The 13,806-nt window shown below is 66.2% G+C and carries 15 protein-coding genes; 6 read left to right on the forward strand and 9 right to left on the reverse strand.

Translation table 11 applies throughout. The annotated features are described in order from the left end of the window. The 3 genes from pnp to AAC997_RS03675 all read left to right on the forward strand — a co-directional run. Positions 1-1,800 (forward strand): polyribonucleotide nucleotidyltransferase (pnp, locus tag AAC997_RS03665; protein WP_340644345.1); only part of this gene is annotated, 1,800 nt, incomplete at its 5' end. A gap of 144 nt (positions 1,801-1,944) precedes the next feature. Next, entirely contained in the window at positions 1,945-2,169 is a 225-nt protein-coding gene (locus AAC997_RS03670) for a DUF6471 domain-containing protein (RefSeq protein ID WP_340644346.1), read from the forward strand. A gap of 39 nt (positions 2,170-2,208) precedes the next feature. After that, complete coding sequence (locus tag AAC997_RS03675) at positions 2,209-2,571, forward strand: VOC family protein (RefSeq protein ID WP_340644347.1); 363 nt, start codon at positions 2,209-2,211, stop codon at positions 2,569-2,571. A gap of 108 nt (positions 2,572-2,679) precedes the next feature. Here AAC997_RS03675 and dnaA read toward each other — a convergent pair whose 3' ends face one another. The 6 genes from dnaA to mutM form a co-directional block, all read right to left on the reverse strand. Next, positions 2,680-4,131, reverse strand: coding sequence for a chromosomal replication initiator protein DnaA (dnaA, locus tag AAC997_RS03680; protein ID WP_340644348.1), 1,452 nt, complete (start codon positions 4,129-4,131; stop codon positions 2,680-2,682). Positions 4,132-4,542: 411 nt separating this feature from the next. Continuing rightward, complete coding sequence (rpsT, locus tag AAC997_RS03685; protein ID WP_215337696.1) at positions 4,543-4,812, reverse strand: 30S ribosomal protein S20; 270 nt, start codon at positions 4,810-4,812, stop codon at positions 4,543-4,545. 104 nt (positions 4,813-4,916) lie between these two features. Next, positions 4,917-5,501 (reverse strand): GDSL-type esterase/lipase family protein, encoded by a 585-nt coding sequence (locus tag AAC997_RS03690; RefSeq protein ID WP_340644349.1) that lies wholly within the window; start codon positions 5,499-5,501, stop codon positions 4,917-4,919. Positions 5,502-5,644: 143 nt separating this feature from the next. Further along, complete coding sequence (locus AAC997_RS03695; RefSeq protein WP_340644350.1) at positions 5,645-6,421, reverse strand: enoyl-CoA hydratase; 777 nt, start codon at positions 6,419-6,421, stop codon at positions 5,645-5,647. A 31-nt stretch (positions 6,422-6,452) separates the two neighbouring features. Then, complete coding sequence (locus tag AAC997_RS03700) at positions 6,453-7,313, reverse strand: TraB/GumN family protein (protein WP_340644351.1); 861 nt, start codon at positions 7,311-7,313, stop codon at positions 6,453-6,455. Positions 7,314-7,392: 79 nt separating this feature from the next. After that, complete coding sequence (gene mutM, locus AAC997_RS03705; protein WP_340644352.1) at positions 7,393-8,256, reverse strand: bifunctional DNA-formamidopyrimidine glycosylase/DNA-(apurinic or apyrimidinic site) lyase; 864 nt, start codon at positions 8,254-8,256, stop codon at positions 7,393-7,395. Between the two features lie 81 nt (positions 8,257-8,337). On the opposite strand from mutM, the gene AAC997_RS03710 reads away from it, so the two are divergent. Beyond that, positions 8,338-9,096 carry a class I SAM-dependent methyltransferase gene (locus tag AAC997_RS03710; RefSeq protein ID WP_340644353.1) on the forward strand — a complete coding sequence of 253 codons (759 nt, stop codon included), beginning with the start codon at positions 8,338-8,340 and terminating at the stop codon, positions 9,094-9,096. A 3-nt stretch (positions 9,097-9,099) separates the two neighbouring features. Then, positions 9,100-10,602 carry a 2-polyprenylphenol 6-hydroxylase gene (ubiB, locus tag AAC997_RS03715; RefSeq protein WP_340644354.1) on the forward strand — a complete coding sequence of 501 codons (1,503 nt, stop codon included), beginning with the start codon at positions 9,100-9,102 and terminating at the stop codon, positions 10,600-10,602. Here ubiB and AAC997_RS03720 read toward each other — a convergent pair. Beyond that, positions 10,599-11,096, reverse strand: coding sequence for a cupin domain-containing protein (locus tag AAC997_RS03720; RefSeq protein ID WP_340644355.1), 498 nt, complete (start codon positions 11,094-11,096; stop codon positions 10,599-10,601). The genes ubiB and AAC997_RS03720 overlap by 4 nt on opposite strands. Further along, positions 11,089-11,637: a hypothetical protein gene (locus tag AAC997_RS03725; RefSeq protein WP_340644356.1), complete on the reverse strand. Its 549-nt coding sequence runs from the start codon at positions 11,635-11,637 to the stop codon at positions 11,089-11,091. Before AAC997_RS03725 ends, AAC997_RS03720 begins: the two co-directional genes overlap by 8 nt. 90 nt (positions 11,638-11,727) lie before the next feature. Here AAC997_RS03725 and AAC997_RS03730 point away from each other — a divergent pair, with 90 nt between their 5' ends. Further along, the gene (locus AAC997_RS03730; RefSeq protein WP_340644357.1) at positions 11,728-12,669 is read left to right on the forward strand and encodes an IS1595 family transposase; all 942 of its coding nucleotides are present in this window, start codon (positions 11,728-11,730) and stop codon (positions 12,667-12,669) included. Positions 12,670-12,874: 205 nt separating this feature from the next. Here the strand turns inward: AAC997_RS03730 and AAC997_RS03735 are convergent, their stop codons facing one another. Beyond that, entirely contained in the window at positions 12,875-13,723 is an 849-nt protein-coding gene (locus AAC997_RS03735; protein ID WP_340644358.1) for a DUF3800 domain-containing protein, read from the reverse strand. Positions 13,724-13,806 lie beyond the last annotated feature (83 nt).

Below are 13,806 nucleotides of genomic sequence, written 5' to 3' on the forward strand. Positions count from 1 at the left end.
CAAGTGGTCTGCACCGTGCTGGCCCACGACCTGGAAAACGATCCGGACATCGTGGCCCTGGTGGCGGCTTCCGCCGCCCTGGTGATCTCCGGCGCCCCCTTCATGGGCCCGATCGGCGCGGCCCGCGTCGGCTACGTCAACGGCGAATACGTCCTCAACCCGACCCTCGACGAGATGAAGGAGTCGACCATGGATCTGGTCGTCGCCTCCACCAACGAGGCGGTGATGATGGTTGAGTCCGAGATCCAGGAGCTCAGCGAAGACGAAGTGCTGAAGGGCGTCATGTTCGCCCACGCCGGCATTCAGCCGGTGATCGACGCGATCATCGAACTGGCCGAGCACTCCGCCAAGGAGCCCTTCGACTTCACCCCCGACGACACCGACGCCATCAAGGCCGACGTGAAGAAGCTGATCGGCAAGGACCTGGCCGCCGCCTACAAGATCGTGGCCAAGGGCGAACGCCAGGACGCGGTCGGCAAGGCCAAGGCCAAGGCGACGGAGAAGTTCGGCAAGTCCGACGCCAATCCCGCCGGCATCGGCGCCGACAAGCTCGGCGGCGTGTTCAAGGAACTGGAAGCCGACGTCGTGCGTCGCAACATCCTCGACACCGGCATCCGCATCGACGGCCGCACCGTCGACAAGGTCCGCCAGATCGTCTCGGAAGTGGGCGTCCTGCCCCGCGCCCACGGTTCAGCCCTGTTCACCCGTGGTGAAACCCAGGCCCTGGTCGTGGCCACCCTGGGCACCGGCGACGACGAGCAGCTGATCGACGCGCTGGAAGGCAAGTACTACGAGAAGTTCATGCTGCACTACAATTTCCCCCCCTTCTCGGTGGGTGAAACTGGCCGCATGGGCGCCCCCGGCCGCCGCGAAGTCGGCCACGGCAAGCTCGCCTGGCGCGCCATCCGGCCGATGCTGCCCAAGCAGGAAGACTTCCCCTACACCATCCGCCTGGTCTCCGAGATCACCGAGTCCAACGGCTCGTCCTCGATGGCCTCGGTCTGCGGTTCCTCGCTGGCCCTGATGGATGCGGGCGTCCCCTTGAAGAAGCCGGTCTCCGGCATCGCCATGGGCCTGATCCTGGAATCGGACGGCTTCGCGGTTCTGTCGGACATCCTGGGTGACGAAGATCACCTCGGCGACATGGACTTCAAGGTCGCCGGCACCGAGGACGGCATCACCTCCCTGCAGATGGACATCAAGATCGCCGGCATCACCGAAGCGATCATGAAGCAGGCGCTGGAACAGGCGAAGGGTGGCCGCAAGCACATCCTCGCCGAGATGGCCAAGGCCATGGAAGCCCCGCGCCAGGAACTCGGCGAGTTCGCCCCGAAGATCGAGACCATGAAGGTCCCGGTCGACAAGATCCGTGAAGTCATCGGGACGGGCGGCAAGGTCATCCGCGAGATCGTGGAAAAGACCGGCGCCAAGGTGGACATCGAGGACGACGGCACCATCAAGGTCTCGGCCTCCGACCAGACCAAGATCGACGCCGCCAAGGAGTGGATCAAGTCGATCGTCTCCGAGCCCGAGCTGAACGCCATCTACACCGGCAAGGTCGTGAAGATCGTCGACTTCGGCGCCTTCGTGAACTTCTTCGGCGCCAAGGACGGCCTGGTTCACGTCAGCCAGATCTCCAGCGACCGCGTGGCCAAGGTCTCAGACGTCCTCGTCGAAGGCCAGACCGTGAAGGTGAAGCTCCTGGGCTTCGACGATCGCGGCAAGACCCGCCTGTCCATGAAGGTCGTCGACCAGGAAACCGGCGAAGACCTCTCGGCCAAGCAGGGCGAAGACGCGTAAGCGACCCTGAGACATCGAAGGGGCGGCCGCAGCGATGCGGCCGCCCTTTTTGTTTGGCCTGTCGCCCAGCCCATCTCGCCGCCCCAATGCGGCCACGGAGGCGGCGGAGATGGAGACCCTCTCAGGAAGACGAGGAGGTCCATCATGTCGGACGCCCAGACGACGGAACAGGTGCGCGGTCTGCTGAAGGCGGCTCTGGAGGAGCGCAGGATCGATTATCGGGAACTGGCGTCCCTGCTGGGGCGGTTGGGGACAACCTTCAGCGAAGCCGAGGTGACCGACACGATTGACCGCGGTGAAATCTCCGGCGCCTTCTTCGTCCTGTGCTGCGAGGCCATAGGCGCCCCGCTCATCCATCTGGACTTCTAGGCTCGGCCGCGCAGCATGGGTCGCCAAGGAGGCCCGCCCATGACCGTCCGTCTGTTCCGCGTCATCCTGCCTGTCACCGACATCGAGGCGGCCGCGCAATTCTATGGGGCGGTGATCGGGGAACCCGGCGAGCGCGTCGCGGTCAATCGCCACTATTTCGGGACGGGCGCGGACGGGGCGATCCTGGCGTGCTGCGATCCGCGCGGCGAGCACGGTTCGGGGAAGGCCGCGTGGCTCATGCACCCGCTGCAGTACGTCTACATCGCTGTGGACGACCTGGAGGCCGCACGCGGCGCCTGCGCGGCGGCCGGCGCTACGGAGATCACCGGGATCGAGAGCCAGCCCTGGGGCGAGACGATGTTCTACGCCCTCGACCCTTCGGAAACCCCATCTCCTTCGTGAAGGCGGGGACGGAATTCACCGGCGGACGCGGGAGCCGCTGATCCCCAAAGCGAAAGGCCCGCCGGGGGGTGGCGGGCCTTCGTTTCAATCTGGGATGTGGACTGAAGCCTAGCTGCGCAGCTTGCGGAGCAGGGTGTCGAGATCGCGCGCCAGGACCGGATCATCGGCCTTCAGAGCCTCGATCCGGCGCACGGCATGCAGGACGGTGGTGTGGTCGCGGCCGCCGAACCGCCGCCCGATGTCGGGCAGGGAGCGGGTGGTGATCTGCTTGGCGATCCACATGGCCGCCTGGCGGGGCCGGGCGACGGCGCGGGCGCGGCGCTCGGAGATCATGTCGGCCTGCTTGAGGCCGTAGTGCTCGGCCACGGCCTTCTGGATCTGATCCACCGTCACCCGTTTCTCGGTGCAGGAGAGGTTGGGCCGCAGGATGGCCTGGGCCTCGTCCAGGGAGAGCTTGGCGATCTCGCCGCCCACCCGGGCCACCAGGGTGTTCAGGGCCCCCTCCAGCTCACGCACGCTGTCGGTGAAGCGGTCGGCGAGGAATTCCAGCACCTCGGCCTTGGCCGAGGGGACAAAGCGGCCCTGTCCGGCCAGGGTGGCCAGCTTCCGCTCCAGGATGCCCAGACGCAGCGTGCGGTCGGCGGGCTCGATGCCGCAGACCAGGCCGGCCTGCAGGTGGCTGCGCAGACGCGGCTCCATCTCCGACAGTTCGGCCGGTGAGCGGTCGGCGGTCATCACCACGCGACGGCCGTCCTCGATCAGCGCCATCAGGGTGTGGAACAGCTCTTCCTGGGTGGAGGTCTTGCCGGCCACAAACTGCACGTCGTCGATCAGCAGCAGGTCGGCGTTGCGCAGCTCGTCCTTGAAGGCCGCAGTCTGGCGGTCCTGCACGGCCTTGACGAAGGTGGAGGTGAAGCGCTCGGCCGTTAGATAGACCACCCGTTTGCCCGGGGCCGTCCGCATGGCCTCCCAGGCCATGGCGTTCAGCAGGTGGGTCTTCCCAAAGCCATAGGGGCCGTGGAAGAGCACGGGATTGAAGTGGCCGTCGGCCCAGGACGCCACCCGGCGGGCGACCGCGAAGGCGAACTCGTTGGCCGGACCGGCGACGAAGGTGTCGAAGGAGAAGCGTTCCTGCAGGCCCTGCTGACGCGCCGCACGGGGCGCGGTCAAGTCGACCTCGATTTCGATGACACCGGTTTCCGCCGCCGCGACGGCGACAGCCGCCGCAGGGGACGAAACCGAGACCACGGGCGACGCGGGAGCCGCCTGCTCGAATTCCATGCGTGACTTCAGGTCCAGGGCGCGACCCATGGGGTCGTTCTGGGCCCACAGCTCGCCGATACGGCGCCAGGCATGCCGACGGATCCAGTCCCGCGCCACGCCGGTGGCGGCCACCAGGCACACGTCCTCACCGCGCTCGCGCAGGGCCGCCTGGCCCAGCCATGAGCCAAACGTGGCTTCGCCCAACTCGCGCTTCAGCGCCACGCAGGTCTTCGTCCAGACCGCGCTGGCGCCAGCCTCGGCCATGTTGCCCGCAATGCCCCCGGTCGTCATCGTCATCACCAACCATCACCTGCCCGTCCGGTCTGAGGCCCCGCGCCTTACCGGATCTTTGTTCAACAAACACAAGTTCTTAGCCGGCGAGAGGGTAGAGTCCCCCCGCCGCTGTTTTTCATCCGAGATGGGATGGAAGAACGCGCTTAAGACCTGAACACTAGTCAGGGAGCCGGGGGGGTCAACGCAGATTCTTCGCAGCTCAAGTGGATATTTTCGTTGACTCAAATCGACCCCTCGCGCGGCAAGGGAATCCCGGTTTTCACCTTCCGCCAACTGAGAAGATTCGTCGCAGGGGTGTGGATGAAATGCTGCAGCGCACGAAAACACCCGCCGGTCTTTCGACCAGCGGGTGTGTCAGAATATCGAACTATTTCAGACGTTTAGCTTCAGAGCTAGAAGCTCGGCGCCGCAAGCTTAGGCAGCGGCCATTTTCTTGAGCTGGGCGGCCAGGCGGGACACTTTCCGCGAGCCGGTGTTCTTGTGAACGACGCCCTTGGTGACGGCGCGCATCAGCTCCGACTGGGCCTCGACGAAGGCGGTCTTGGCGGCGGCGGCGTCGCCCGAGGTCAGGGCCTCTTCGAACTTGCGCAGATAGGTCCGCACGCGCGAACGGCGGGCCTTGTTGACTTCGGTGCGGCGTTCGATCTTGCGAACGGCCTTTTTGGCGCCAGGCGTATTGGCCATGCTTCAGCTCTCAAAACGGCTCGCGCCCGAACCTTTGCTCGGGCGGGTAAATTGGAGGCGCGGATATACGGGAAGGTTCCTTGCGGGTCAATGCGGCTCGGACGCTATTCCGCAGGTTCGGTGAAACGCCGCCAGGCAGGGTGGGCCGCCACCAGGTCGGCCATCTGCTGATAGCCCGCCGCGCCGGGGTGGGCGCCATCCCAGGCGGCGGCCTGCGCCTGCCACAGGCCGCCGGCTTCCAGGGGCTGGAACACATCGATGAAGGGGACCTGCAACCGGGCGCAAAGGGCTAGCAGGGCGGCGTTCAGCGCTTCTGTGCGGGCGCAGACCCCGGGATCGGCCACCGGCGGCGGCCCAACCATCAGGACCGGCGCCAGGGCCCGGGCGCCGGTCAGCATGACGCGCGCGTTCTTCAGGCTCTCCGCCACCGTCACCCTCGGCGCGCCGTCCAGCAGGTGGCTGTCGTTGCAGCCGAAGGAGAAGACGATCCGCATGGGCTCGTAGTCCACCAGCCGTAGGCGCGCCTCGCCCTCCCAGCGGGCGGCCAGCATGTCAGAGGTCTCGCGCCGGATGCCCAGGTTATAGAGACTGATCTCGCGGCGGCCCAGGATGGCCCGCCCGACCCAGCCCAGATGGTCGGGATCGCCGGCCCCGACGACAAAGCTCTCGCCGAATGCGATCAGCCGCATTTGAAACACCGTTCATCCCGGCGAAGACCGGGATCCAGATTCACTCTGGAAGGTGGTGCGTGATCCGTCATTCCAACATGGCCTCATCTGAAACCGGAAGGGGTTTCACCTGGGTCCCGGCCTTCGCCGGGATGAGCGGGGTCTTACGACCCTTTGAAGGCGGGCTTCCGCTTCTCGACGAAGGCGGCCATCCCCTCCTTCTGATCGTCGAAGGCGAAGAGAGAGTGGAACAGGCGCCGCTCCAGGGCCACGCCGGTGGCCAGAGTGGTCTCGTAGGCCGCCTCCACCAGTTCCTTGTTCATCATCACCGCCAGGGGCGACTGGGCGGCGATCTTGGCGGCGGCGGCCATGGCCTCCTCGATCAGCTTGTCGGGGGCCACCACACGGGAGACCAGGCCCGAGCGCTCGGCCTCGGCGGCGTCCATCATCCGGGCGGTCAGGATCATGTCCATGGCCTTTGACTTGCCGACGAAGCGCGTCAGGCGCTGGGTGCCGCCGATGCCGGGTGCGACGCCCAGGTTGATCTCGGGCTGGCCGAACTTGGCGGTCTCGGCGGCGATGATGAAGTCGCACAGCATGGCCAGTTCGCAGCCGCCCCCCAGGGCGTAGCCGGCGACGGCGGCGATGATCGGCTTGCGAAACTGCTCCATCCTTCGGGCGAAGGCGCCGAAGAAATCAGCCGCGAACATCTGGGCGTAGGTCTTGTCCGACATCTCCTTGATGTCGGCGCCGGCGGCGAAGGCGCGGTCGGAACCGGTCAGCACCAGGCAACGGACGGTCTCGTCGGCCTCGGCGGCGTCCAGGGCGGTGGTCAACTCGGCCAGGAGCTGGCTGTTCAGGGCGTTCAGCGCCTCTGGCCGGTTCAACCGGATCAGGGTGACAGCGTCCGTGGTCTCGACGATCAGGGTCTCATAGGCCATGGCCGGCTCCTTCCAAGAGTAGAGAGCCGGATTACGGCCCCTCGACGGAATAGCCAAGCGCCCTGAGCCGGGCCGGCACCCCGTCGGCGGTGAGCAGGTGGCCGACGCCCACCACCACCACGGTGCGGCCCTGGCCCTTCAGGCGTTGATCCAGAACCTGAGTCCAGGCGGCGTTCCGCTCGCTGACCAGGCGGGCGTAAAGCACCGGCGAGGCTCTCCTGAGCGGGGTCAGGGCGTCCTTTTCCAGGGCGGCGGTGTCGGCGGCCATCCAGGCGGCGATCAGCCGGTCATAGGCGTCTGGATCCCTATCCATCTGCGCCAGGCTGTCCTCGAGGGAGGCGATCTGGGCGGCGACCGGCGCCTCGTCGAAAAGGGCGATCTGCTGGGCGGCGGTCTCGAAGGCCATTCTCTGGGCGCGGGCCGGCGCGGCGCCGTTGACCGACTTTTCCACGCCGGAGTCCGTATTGGCCCCCTCGGCCCGGAATTCCGCCCCGGCCAGGGCCACCTCGGCGAACCAGGGCTCCAGCCGGTCGAGGAAGCCGGGGGCCAGCCCATACTTCTCGCTGGCCTTGGCCAGCGCCTTGGCGCCGGCCGGCGAGAGCAGGGCGCTGAGGGTCTGACTTGGGGGCAGGACGCCCTTTGAGGCCGCCAGTCCGGCGATCTCGGTCTCGGTGGCCTGGCCCATGGGGAGCTCGAACCAAAGGTCCTCGGCCGTGTCCAAGGCGCCATCCAGTTCGGCGGGCCGCCAGTCCAGGCCGGGGGGCAGGACGTGGACCGAACCGAAGATCACCATCTCGGAATCGGCGTCCCGCACGACCCAGATCGGCGGCTTGGCCAGGGCGGGGCTTGCGGACAGGAGCGCCGTCAGGGCGAGCAGGCCAAGCTTGAACATGGGTGGAAACCTAGGAGGCTTTCCGGCGCAGTGGAATGGCTCGCCAATCAACCCGACCCTCCGCCGGGATGAGCGGATGTTATTTCTGGCAAACGGGGCAGAAGAAGGTCGAGCGGCCCGCCTGGACCTCGCGGGCGATGACGCCGGTGCACCCGTCATTGAGGCAGGGCTGACCCTCCCGGCCATAGGCGCGGAAGCGGTGCTGGAAATAACCCAGGGCCCCATCAGCGCTGGCATAGTCCCGCAGGGTGGAGCCGCCGGCCTCGATCGCCTCCTCCAGCACCTCGCGGATGATGGTGACCAGGCCCGGCAGTTTTTTCGCTGCGATCCCACCCGCCGGCTTGAAGGGCGAGATGCGCGCGCGGTTAAGCGCCTCACAGACATATATATTGCCCAGCCCCGCCACCACGCGCTGGTCCAGCAAGAGAGTCTTGGGGCCTTGCTTGCGGTTGGCGAAGGCCGCCGCCAGACCCTCGGCGTTGAAGGCGGCCGACAGGGGCTCGGGGCCGAGGCCCGCGAACCACGGATGGTCCTGGAGCTTGTCGGTCTCGATCAGCGCCATGTAGCCGAAGCGGCGGGGGTCATAATAGGTGACCCGGCCCCCCGCCTGCGTGTCGAGCACCACATGGGCGTGCTTGGGATCGGGGTCTTGGGCATAGACAAACTCGCCGGGCCGGATCGCGCCCTCGGGCCGGGCGATCTCGAAGCGGCCGCTCATGCCCAGGTGCATCACCAGGGTCTCGCCGCGGTCCAGCACCCCCATCAGGTACTTGGCCCGGCGCTCAAGGCGTTGGATCGTCGCGCCGGTCAGGCGCTGGACGAAGCCTTCGGGAAACGGGAAGCGCAGGTCGGCGCGGCGGGCCTCCACGCGGGAGAGCCTCTGGCCCTCCAGCACGGGCGCCAGGCCGCGCCGCACAGTCTCGACCTCGGGAAGTTCAGGCATGGCCCTGAAGTGGCATGGGTCGCCCTGGGGCTCAAGCGCGAGGCTGGCGCGGGCGGGGCTTGCGGTCTAAGACCCAGAGCCATGACAGGACCTGCCGCCACCTTCGGTTTCCGCGACGTGGACCCCGCCGAGAAGCCGCGCCTGGTGCGCGGGGTCTTCGACAAGGTCGCCGGCCGCTATGACCTGATGAACGACTTGATGAGCGCCGGCGTACACCGCCTGTGGAAGGACGCCACCGCCGCGCGCCTGAACCCGCAGCCGGGAGAGGTGATCGTCGACTGCGCCGGCGGCACCGGCGACATGGCCCGGCGCTTCGCCAAGATGGCGCGGGCCGCCCAGCTGCGCCGGGGTGGCGACGATGCGGCGATCCACATCATCGACTACAATGCCGAGATGATCGCCGCCGGCCGCGAGCGCGGCGGGGAGCCGGAGATCACCTGGACCGTCGGCGACGCTCAGCGCCTGCCGCTGCCCGACGCCAGCGCCAACGCCTATGTGATCTCCTTTGGGATCCGCAACGTCACCGACATTTCCAAGGCCCTGGCCGAGGCGCGCCGGGTTCTGAAGCCTGGCGGCCGGTTCCTGTGCCTTGAGTTCTCACAGCCGGCCACGGAAGCCTTGCGGAAGGCCTATGACGCCTATTCGTTCAAGGTGATCCCGGCGATCGGCGAGCTGGTGGCCAAGGACCGCGCCTCCTATCAGTACCTGGTGGAGAGCATCCGTCGCTTTCCCGACCAGAAGAGCTTCGTCGATCTGATCACCCGGGCGGGGTTCAGCCGGGCCGGCTACACCAACTTCACCGGCGGGGTCGCGGCCCTGCACCACGGTTGGGCTGTCTGATCGGTGGGGACCCTGACGGCCACTTGTCGGCTGATGTCGGCCGGTCTTCTGCTGGCGCGCAACGATGCGCTGCTGCCCCGTGAACTGGACGCCCTCTACCCGCCGGGCCTGAAATTCCTCGCAAATCTGTCGCGGATGGTGGCCGGACCGTCCTCCAAGGTCGGTCGCCCGGGCGAACGCCTCGCCAGATCCCTGGAACGCCTCGGCCCTGTGGCGATAAAGCTGGGTCAACTTCTCTCCACGCGGGCCGACATCTTCGGCGAGCCCTTCGCCCTCGACCTCGCCCGGTTGAAGGACAAGCTTGATCCCTTCCCCACCGACCAGGCCCGCCGCGAGGTGGAGCTGACCTTGGGCCGCCCGGTGGAGAGTCTGTTCTCCAGCTTCGGGTCCGCGGTGGCCGCCGCCTCCCTGGCCCAGGCCCATGAGGCGATCCTGCTGGACGGCCGTCGTGTGGCGGTAAAGGTCCTGCGCCCGGGCATCAGCCTGCGGGTCGCCCAGGACTCCGAGGTCATGGCCCTGGCCGGCCGCCTGGCGGAGCGCTGGAGCCTCATGGCGCGGCGGCTTGAACCCCAGGCCCTGGCCGCTACGGTGATCCGGGCCACGGAACTGGAACTCGATCTGCGCCTGGAAGCCGCCGGGGCCGACGAGCTGGCCCAGGTCATGGCCCGCGACGGCTACATGTCGACCCCGAGGATCATCTGGGAGGGGGTCGGCAAGCGGGTCCTGACCCAGGAATGGGCGCCCGGCACGGCCCTGTCCGACGACGCGGCCCTGACCCTGCCGGGGCTCGACCGCCAGGCCCTGGCGGACAATCTGATCCGCGCCTTCCTGGCCCAGGCCCTGGACCACGGGGTGTTCCACGCCGACCTGCACGAGGGGAACCTGTTCGTCTCCGCGCCGGACAAGGTCACCGCCGTGGACTTCGGTATCATCGGCCGGCTCGGCGCGCCGGAGCGGCGGTATCTCGCCGAGATCCTCTGGGGGTTCCTGGAAAAGGACTACGACCGGGTCGCCCAGGTTCACTTCGAAGCCGGCTACGTCCCCGGCGGCCACAGTCCCGCGGCCTTCGCCCAGGCCTTGCGGGCGGTGGGCGAGCAGGTGTTCGGGCGGCCAGCCAACGAGATTTCCATGAGCCGGGTGCTGATCCAACTCTTCGAGATCACCGCGCTGTTCGACATGAAGCTGCGGCCTGAACTAGTGCTGCTGCAGAAGACCATGATGACCGTGGAGGGGGTCGCCCGCCGCATCTGTCCCGATCACGACATCTGGGCCGCCGCCGATCCGGTGGTGCGCCGCTGGATGCTTCGGGAGCTGTCGCCGGCCGCCAAGGTCAAACGGTTCGCCGATGAGGGTCTCAGCGCTCTGCGCAATCTGGCCCGGCTGTTGGAAAACCCGCCGCAGCCCGCCGTGGCGGTGGTGGAGGCCGAAGACGCGCACCCGGCCCGCTGGTTCGCCATCGGGGCTTTGGTGGCCACGATGGCCTTCTGGCTCGCGAGCCGCCTCTAGGGCAGGCGGGACCTGGCGCCCCATTCCTCGGGGGTCAGTTCCTCGACGCCGTCATCTCCGAACATCGTGATCCGTCCCGGCCGGAAGACGGCGGTCTTGCCGATGCTGGGCATTTCGGCCACCTCCACCCGCGCACGCTCGCCGGCGGCCAGATAGAGCAGGTCGGCGGTTCCGGTGTTGCGCAAGCCGTGCACCACGCCGTCAGTGGGGAAGCCGATGAAATCGCCGGGTCCCACCTGATGGGCCTCACCGTCCAGCATCACCTGGCCCGCGCCCTCCAGCACGAAGATGAACTCCTCCTCCACGGCGTGGCTGTGGGCGATGAAGCTCTCCTTGCCGGGCGGCAGGCGGACGAGGTTGGTCAGCACCCGCTTCATGCCGGTCTGGTCCCCCAGCCGGGCCATCTTCATCTCGGAGTCCGGGTTGAAGGGATGCCGACCCGATTGCAGCGCCGACCAGTCCAGGTCGCGGGTGCGGATGATGTGCTTATCCATCGTCGCCGCTGCGGCGGTCAGACTTGGCTGACTGGCGCCGGGACTCTCGGGCCTTCTGTTCGTCCCAGTAGGCCGCGCCCTCGTCGGGCTTGAACATGGTGCGCGGCGCGCCCTCGCTGTTGGCCACGGCGAAGACATTGCCCTTGGCGTCATAGAACAGGGTGTCGCCATTGGACCGCTTCAGGGTCTGGGTCCCGGCCGGCGGATGGTCGACGAAGGCGTGGGCCTTCTTCACGAAGGCGTCGAGGTCCTTGGCGGCGAAATCCTCGCCGTTGCGCTCGAAGCTCTTGGCGGCGTTCTCCTGGGCCGATCCTTTGCGGCTGGAGGACCACATGGGCTTGCCATCCACCTGCGGCACGGCCTCGTCGCGGCGGTTGGCGCTGACGGTCGCCGAGGCATGTTCCCCGCTGTCGGAGGCCGAAGCCGCCGAAGAACCGCTACTGTCGGAGGACTTACTCGCCACCGCCGAGGGGCGCTCGCAGGCGGCCAGCAAAAGCAGCGCGGCGGCCGCGCTCATCCACCGTTTGAACCCAGCCATCATGTTCTCTCCCTGCACGGCCAAGTGAAGGCGATTATATACTTTGCAAACCCGATGATCTGAGCTACAAGATTCCTACAAGGAATCAAGCTCATGTCCGTTCTCGCCCGCCCCTACTTCCACGACGAACAAGCCGCCTTCGACCTGGTGGAAGCGACCATCTGGCCGCAAGGTCCGGTGTGCCCCAAGTGCGGCGGTTTCGAGCGCATCACGGCGATCAAGCCGAACCCTGAGAAGCGCGTCCGCTACGGCCTCAAGAAGTGCGGCCAATGCAAGAGCCAGTTCACGGTTCGCATGGGCACGATCTTCGAGGAGTCCAAGCTGCCCCTGACGAAGTGGCTACAGGCGATCTTCCTGATGACGGCCAGCAAGAAGGGCGTTTCCTCTCACCAGCTGCACCGCACGCTTGAGGTCACCTACAAGACGGCGTGGTTCCTCAGCCATCGTATCCGCGAGGCCATGCGTACCGGCCAGCTGGCGCCGTTCGGCCAGGGCGGCGGCGCGGTGGAAGCTGATGAAACCTACATCGGTTTTGACCCCGCCGAGCCGAAGCAGACGCGCGGCTACAATCACAAGATCAAGGTGCTGACCCTGCTGGACCGTGAAACCGGCGCTGCCAGCAGCCGCGTGGTCGAGTTCGTGAACTCCAAGATCATCACTGAGATCGTGAGCGCAAACCTCTCCAAGGAAGCGCGCCTCATGACCGACGAAGCTGGCATCTACACCCGCGTGGGTAAGACGCTGGCCCAACACGGCCACACCCACCACGGCAAGGGCGAGTACGTCTCCAAGCTGGACGCCACGATCCACACGAACACGGTCGAAGGCTTCTTCTCGATCTTCAAGCGCGGCATGAAGGGCGTCTATCAACACGCCTCCAAGAAGCACATGCACCGCTATCTGGCTGAGTTCGACTTCCGCTATTCGAACCGTGCGGCGCTGGGTGTGGACGACACCGCCCGCGCCATGACGGCGCTGCAAGGTGTGGTCGGCAAGCGCCTGACGTACCGAGGGGGAACTGACACGGCCCACTGAGCCGAAACCCAAGAAACGAAAGCGCCGCAGACGGTCCCGGTGGCGAACTAAGCCGCACCGCAACAGGAAGCGCGAATCGTCGCTGTAGTCCACTTGTTCGACAAAAGATAGCTGGCGCTACAGGCGCCGAATCGTTACATTGTCAAGAGCCCTGCCGGTGTTAAGCCCTGAGTTCCACTTGGGGTTGCCTGAGCTCTGGTGGGGCTCACTTCTTCTTTTTACCTCGCGTTCGATCCGTAGTGCTCCCCGAAGGGATGAAGCACCAGTGACGGTAAGCGTGGTTCCAGCGCTCCACTTTGTTCGGTGAGGCCGTGCTCGTGCCCACATTGAAGTGCGGGTACATCGTCTCCCAGATCCGATCTTTGATCCGAGCGTAAACCATCGCTTTCGCGAGTGCGCGCTTGCTTCGGCGTCTTGCCGGCGGAGCAGGCTTCGTATGCACCTCATTGAGCCGCGATTGGACCGCGCCCAGCACGATATCCAAGGCCTGGAGTATGCCGTGGGCGTGAGAGTCGATTTTCGCGACTTCCGACCTGCTAATCGAAACACCGCCCTGGCTGAACACCGGGTAAGACGAGAGTGACGCTATGTAATTCCTGAACTCATCAAACTTGGCTTCCGCCTGGGGCGGGTCGTCGATGTAGACGGAAACCTCGGCTGTCTCGTGGTTGTCTTCCTGCCGCCAGTACCGCAGACCGAAGGCGTGTTTGATGAATTGATAGTACAGGAGAAAATATTCGTTTCCGATTCTCTCCTCGTCGAAGTCCGGCGCCACATTCAAGTTTTGCGTAAACATGATCCGCATCTTGATGCGGCCTGACGCAATGAGGTCGAATATGAAATCGACTAGCTCAACGTACTTGTCAGCGTAGTTGGCAGTTATCTTCGTCCACTTCACTTCGCCGCGGAAATTTAGCTCTTCCTTCTTCGCGGTAATCTCGCGCTCTAGCGCCTCGCGGTCGTCGGCACGAACAAGTGCGCCCCCGTAGAAGTGAGAGTAATATCGGCCCTTCTCAACGGACTCGTCACAGAAGATTATGAAGCGCTCAGGCATGGATGGTGCAGCTATGGCACACGAATCACCGCCGAAACCACAGCGGGATAAATTCGAAGACCTCGCCCGCCAGCTAGAGGCCG

Source organism: Phenylobacterium sp., assembly GCF_037968635.1.
In the GTDB taxonomy this organism is placed as follows: domain Bacteria; phylum Pseudomonadota; class Alphaproteobacteria; order Caulobacterales; family Caulobacteraceae; genus Phenylobacterium.

Excerpts from the sequence above, each read along its gene's own strand:
- AAC997_RS03670 (WP_340644346.1), top strand. The coding sequence starts at position 1,945 with ATGTCGGACGCCCAGACGACGGAACAGGTGCGCGGTCTGCTGAAGGCG.
- AAC997_RS03675 (WP_340644347.1), top strand. The coding sequence starts at position 2,209 with ATGACCGTCCGTCTGTTCCGCGTCATCCTGCCTGTCACCGACATCGAG.
- dnaA (WP_340644348.1), bottom strand. The coding sequence starts at position 4,131 with ATGACGATGACGACCGGGGGCATTGCGGGCAACATGGCCGAGGCTGGC.
- rpsT (WP_215337696.1), bottom strand. The coding sequence starts at position 4,812 with ATGGCCAATACGCCTGGCGCCAAAAAGGCCGTTCGCAAGATCGAACGC.
- AAC997_RS03690 (WP_340644349.1), bottom strand. The coding sequence starts at position 5,501 with ATGCGGCTGATCGCATTCGGCGAGAGCTTTGTCGTCGGGGCCGGCGAT.
- AAC997_RS03695 (WP_340644350.1), bottom strand. The coding sequence starts at position 6,421 with ATGGCCTATGAGACCCTGATCGTCGAGACCACGGACGCTGTCACCCTG.
- AAC997_RS03700 (WP_340644351.1), bottom strand. The coding sequence starts at position 7,313 with ATGTTCAAGCTTGGCCTGCTCGCCCTGACGGCGCTCCTGTCCGCAAGC.
- mutM (WP_340644352.1), bottom strand. The coding sequence starts at position 8,256 with ATGCCTGAACTTCCCGAGGTCGAGACTGTGCGGCGCGGCCTGGCGCCC.
- AAC997_RS03710 (WP_340644353.1), top strand. The coding sequence starts at position 8,338 with ATGACAGGACCTGCCGCCACCTTCGGTTTCCGCGACGTGGACCCCGCC.
- AAC997_RS03720 (WP_340644355.1), bottom strand. The coding sequence starts at position 11,096 with ATGGATAAGCACATCATCCGCACCCGCGACCTGGACTGGTCGGCGCTG.
- AAC997_RS03725 (WP_340644356.1), bottom strand. The coding sequence starts at position 11,637 with ATGATGGCTGGGTTCAAACGGTGGATGAGCGCGGCCGCCGCGCTGCTT.
- AAC997_RS03730 (WP_340644357.1), top strand. The coding sequence starts at position 11,728 with ATGTCCGTTCTCGCCCGCCCCTACTTCCACGACGAACAAGCCGCCTTC.
- AAC997_RS03735 (WP_340644358.1), bottom strand. The coding sequence starts at position 13,723 with ATGCCTGAGCGCTTCATAATCTTCTGTGACGAGTCCGTTGAGAAGGGC.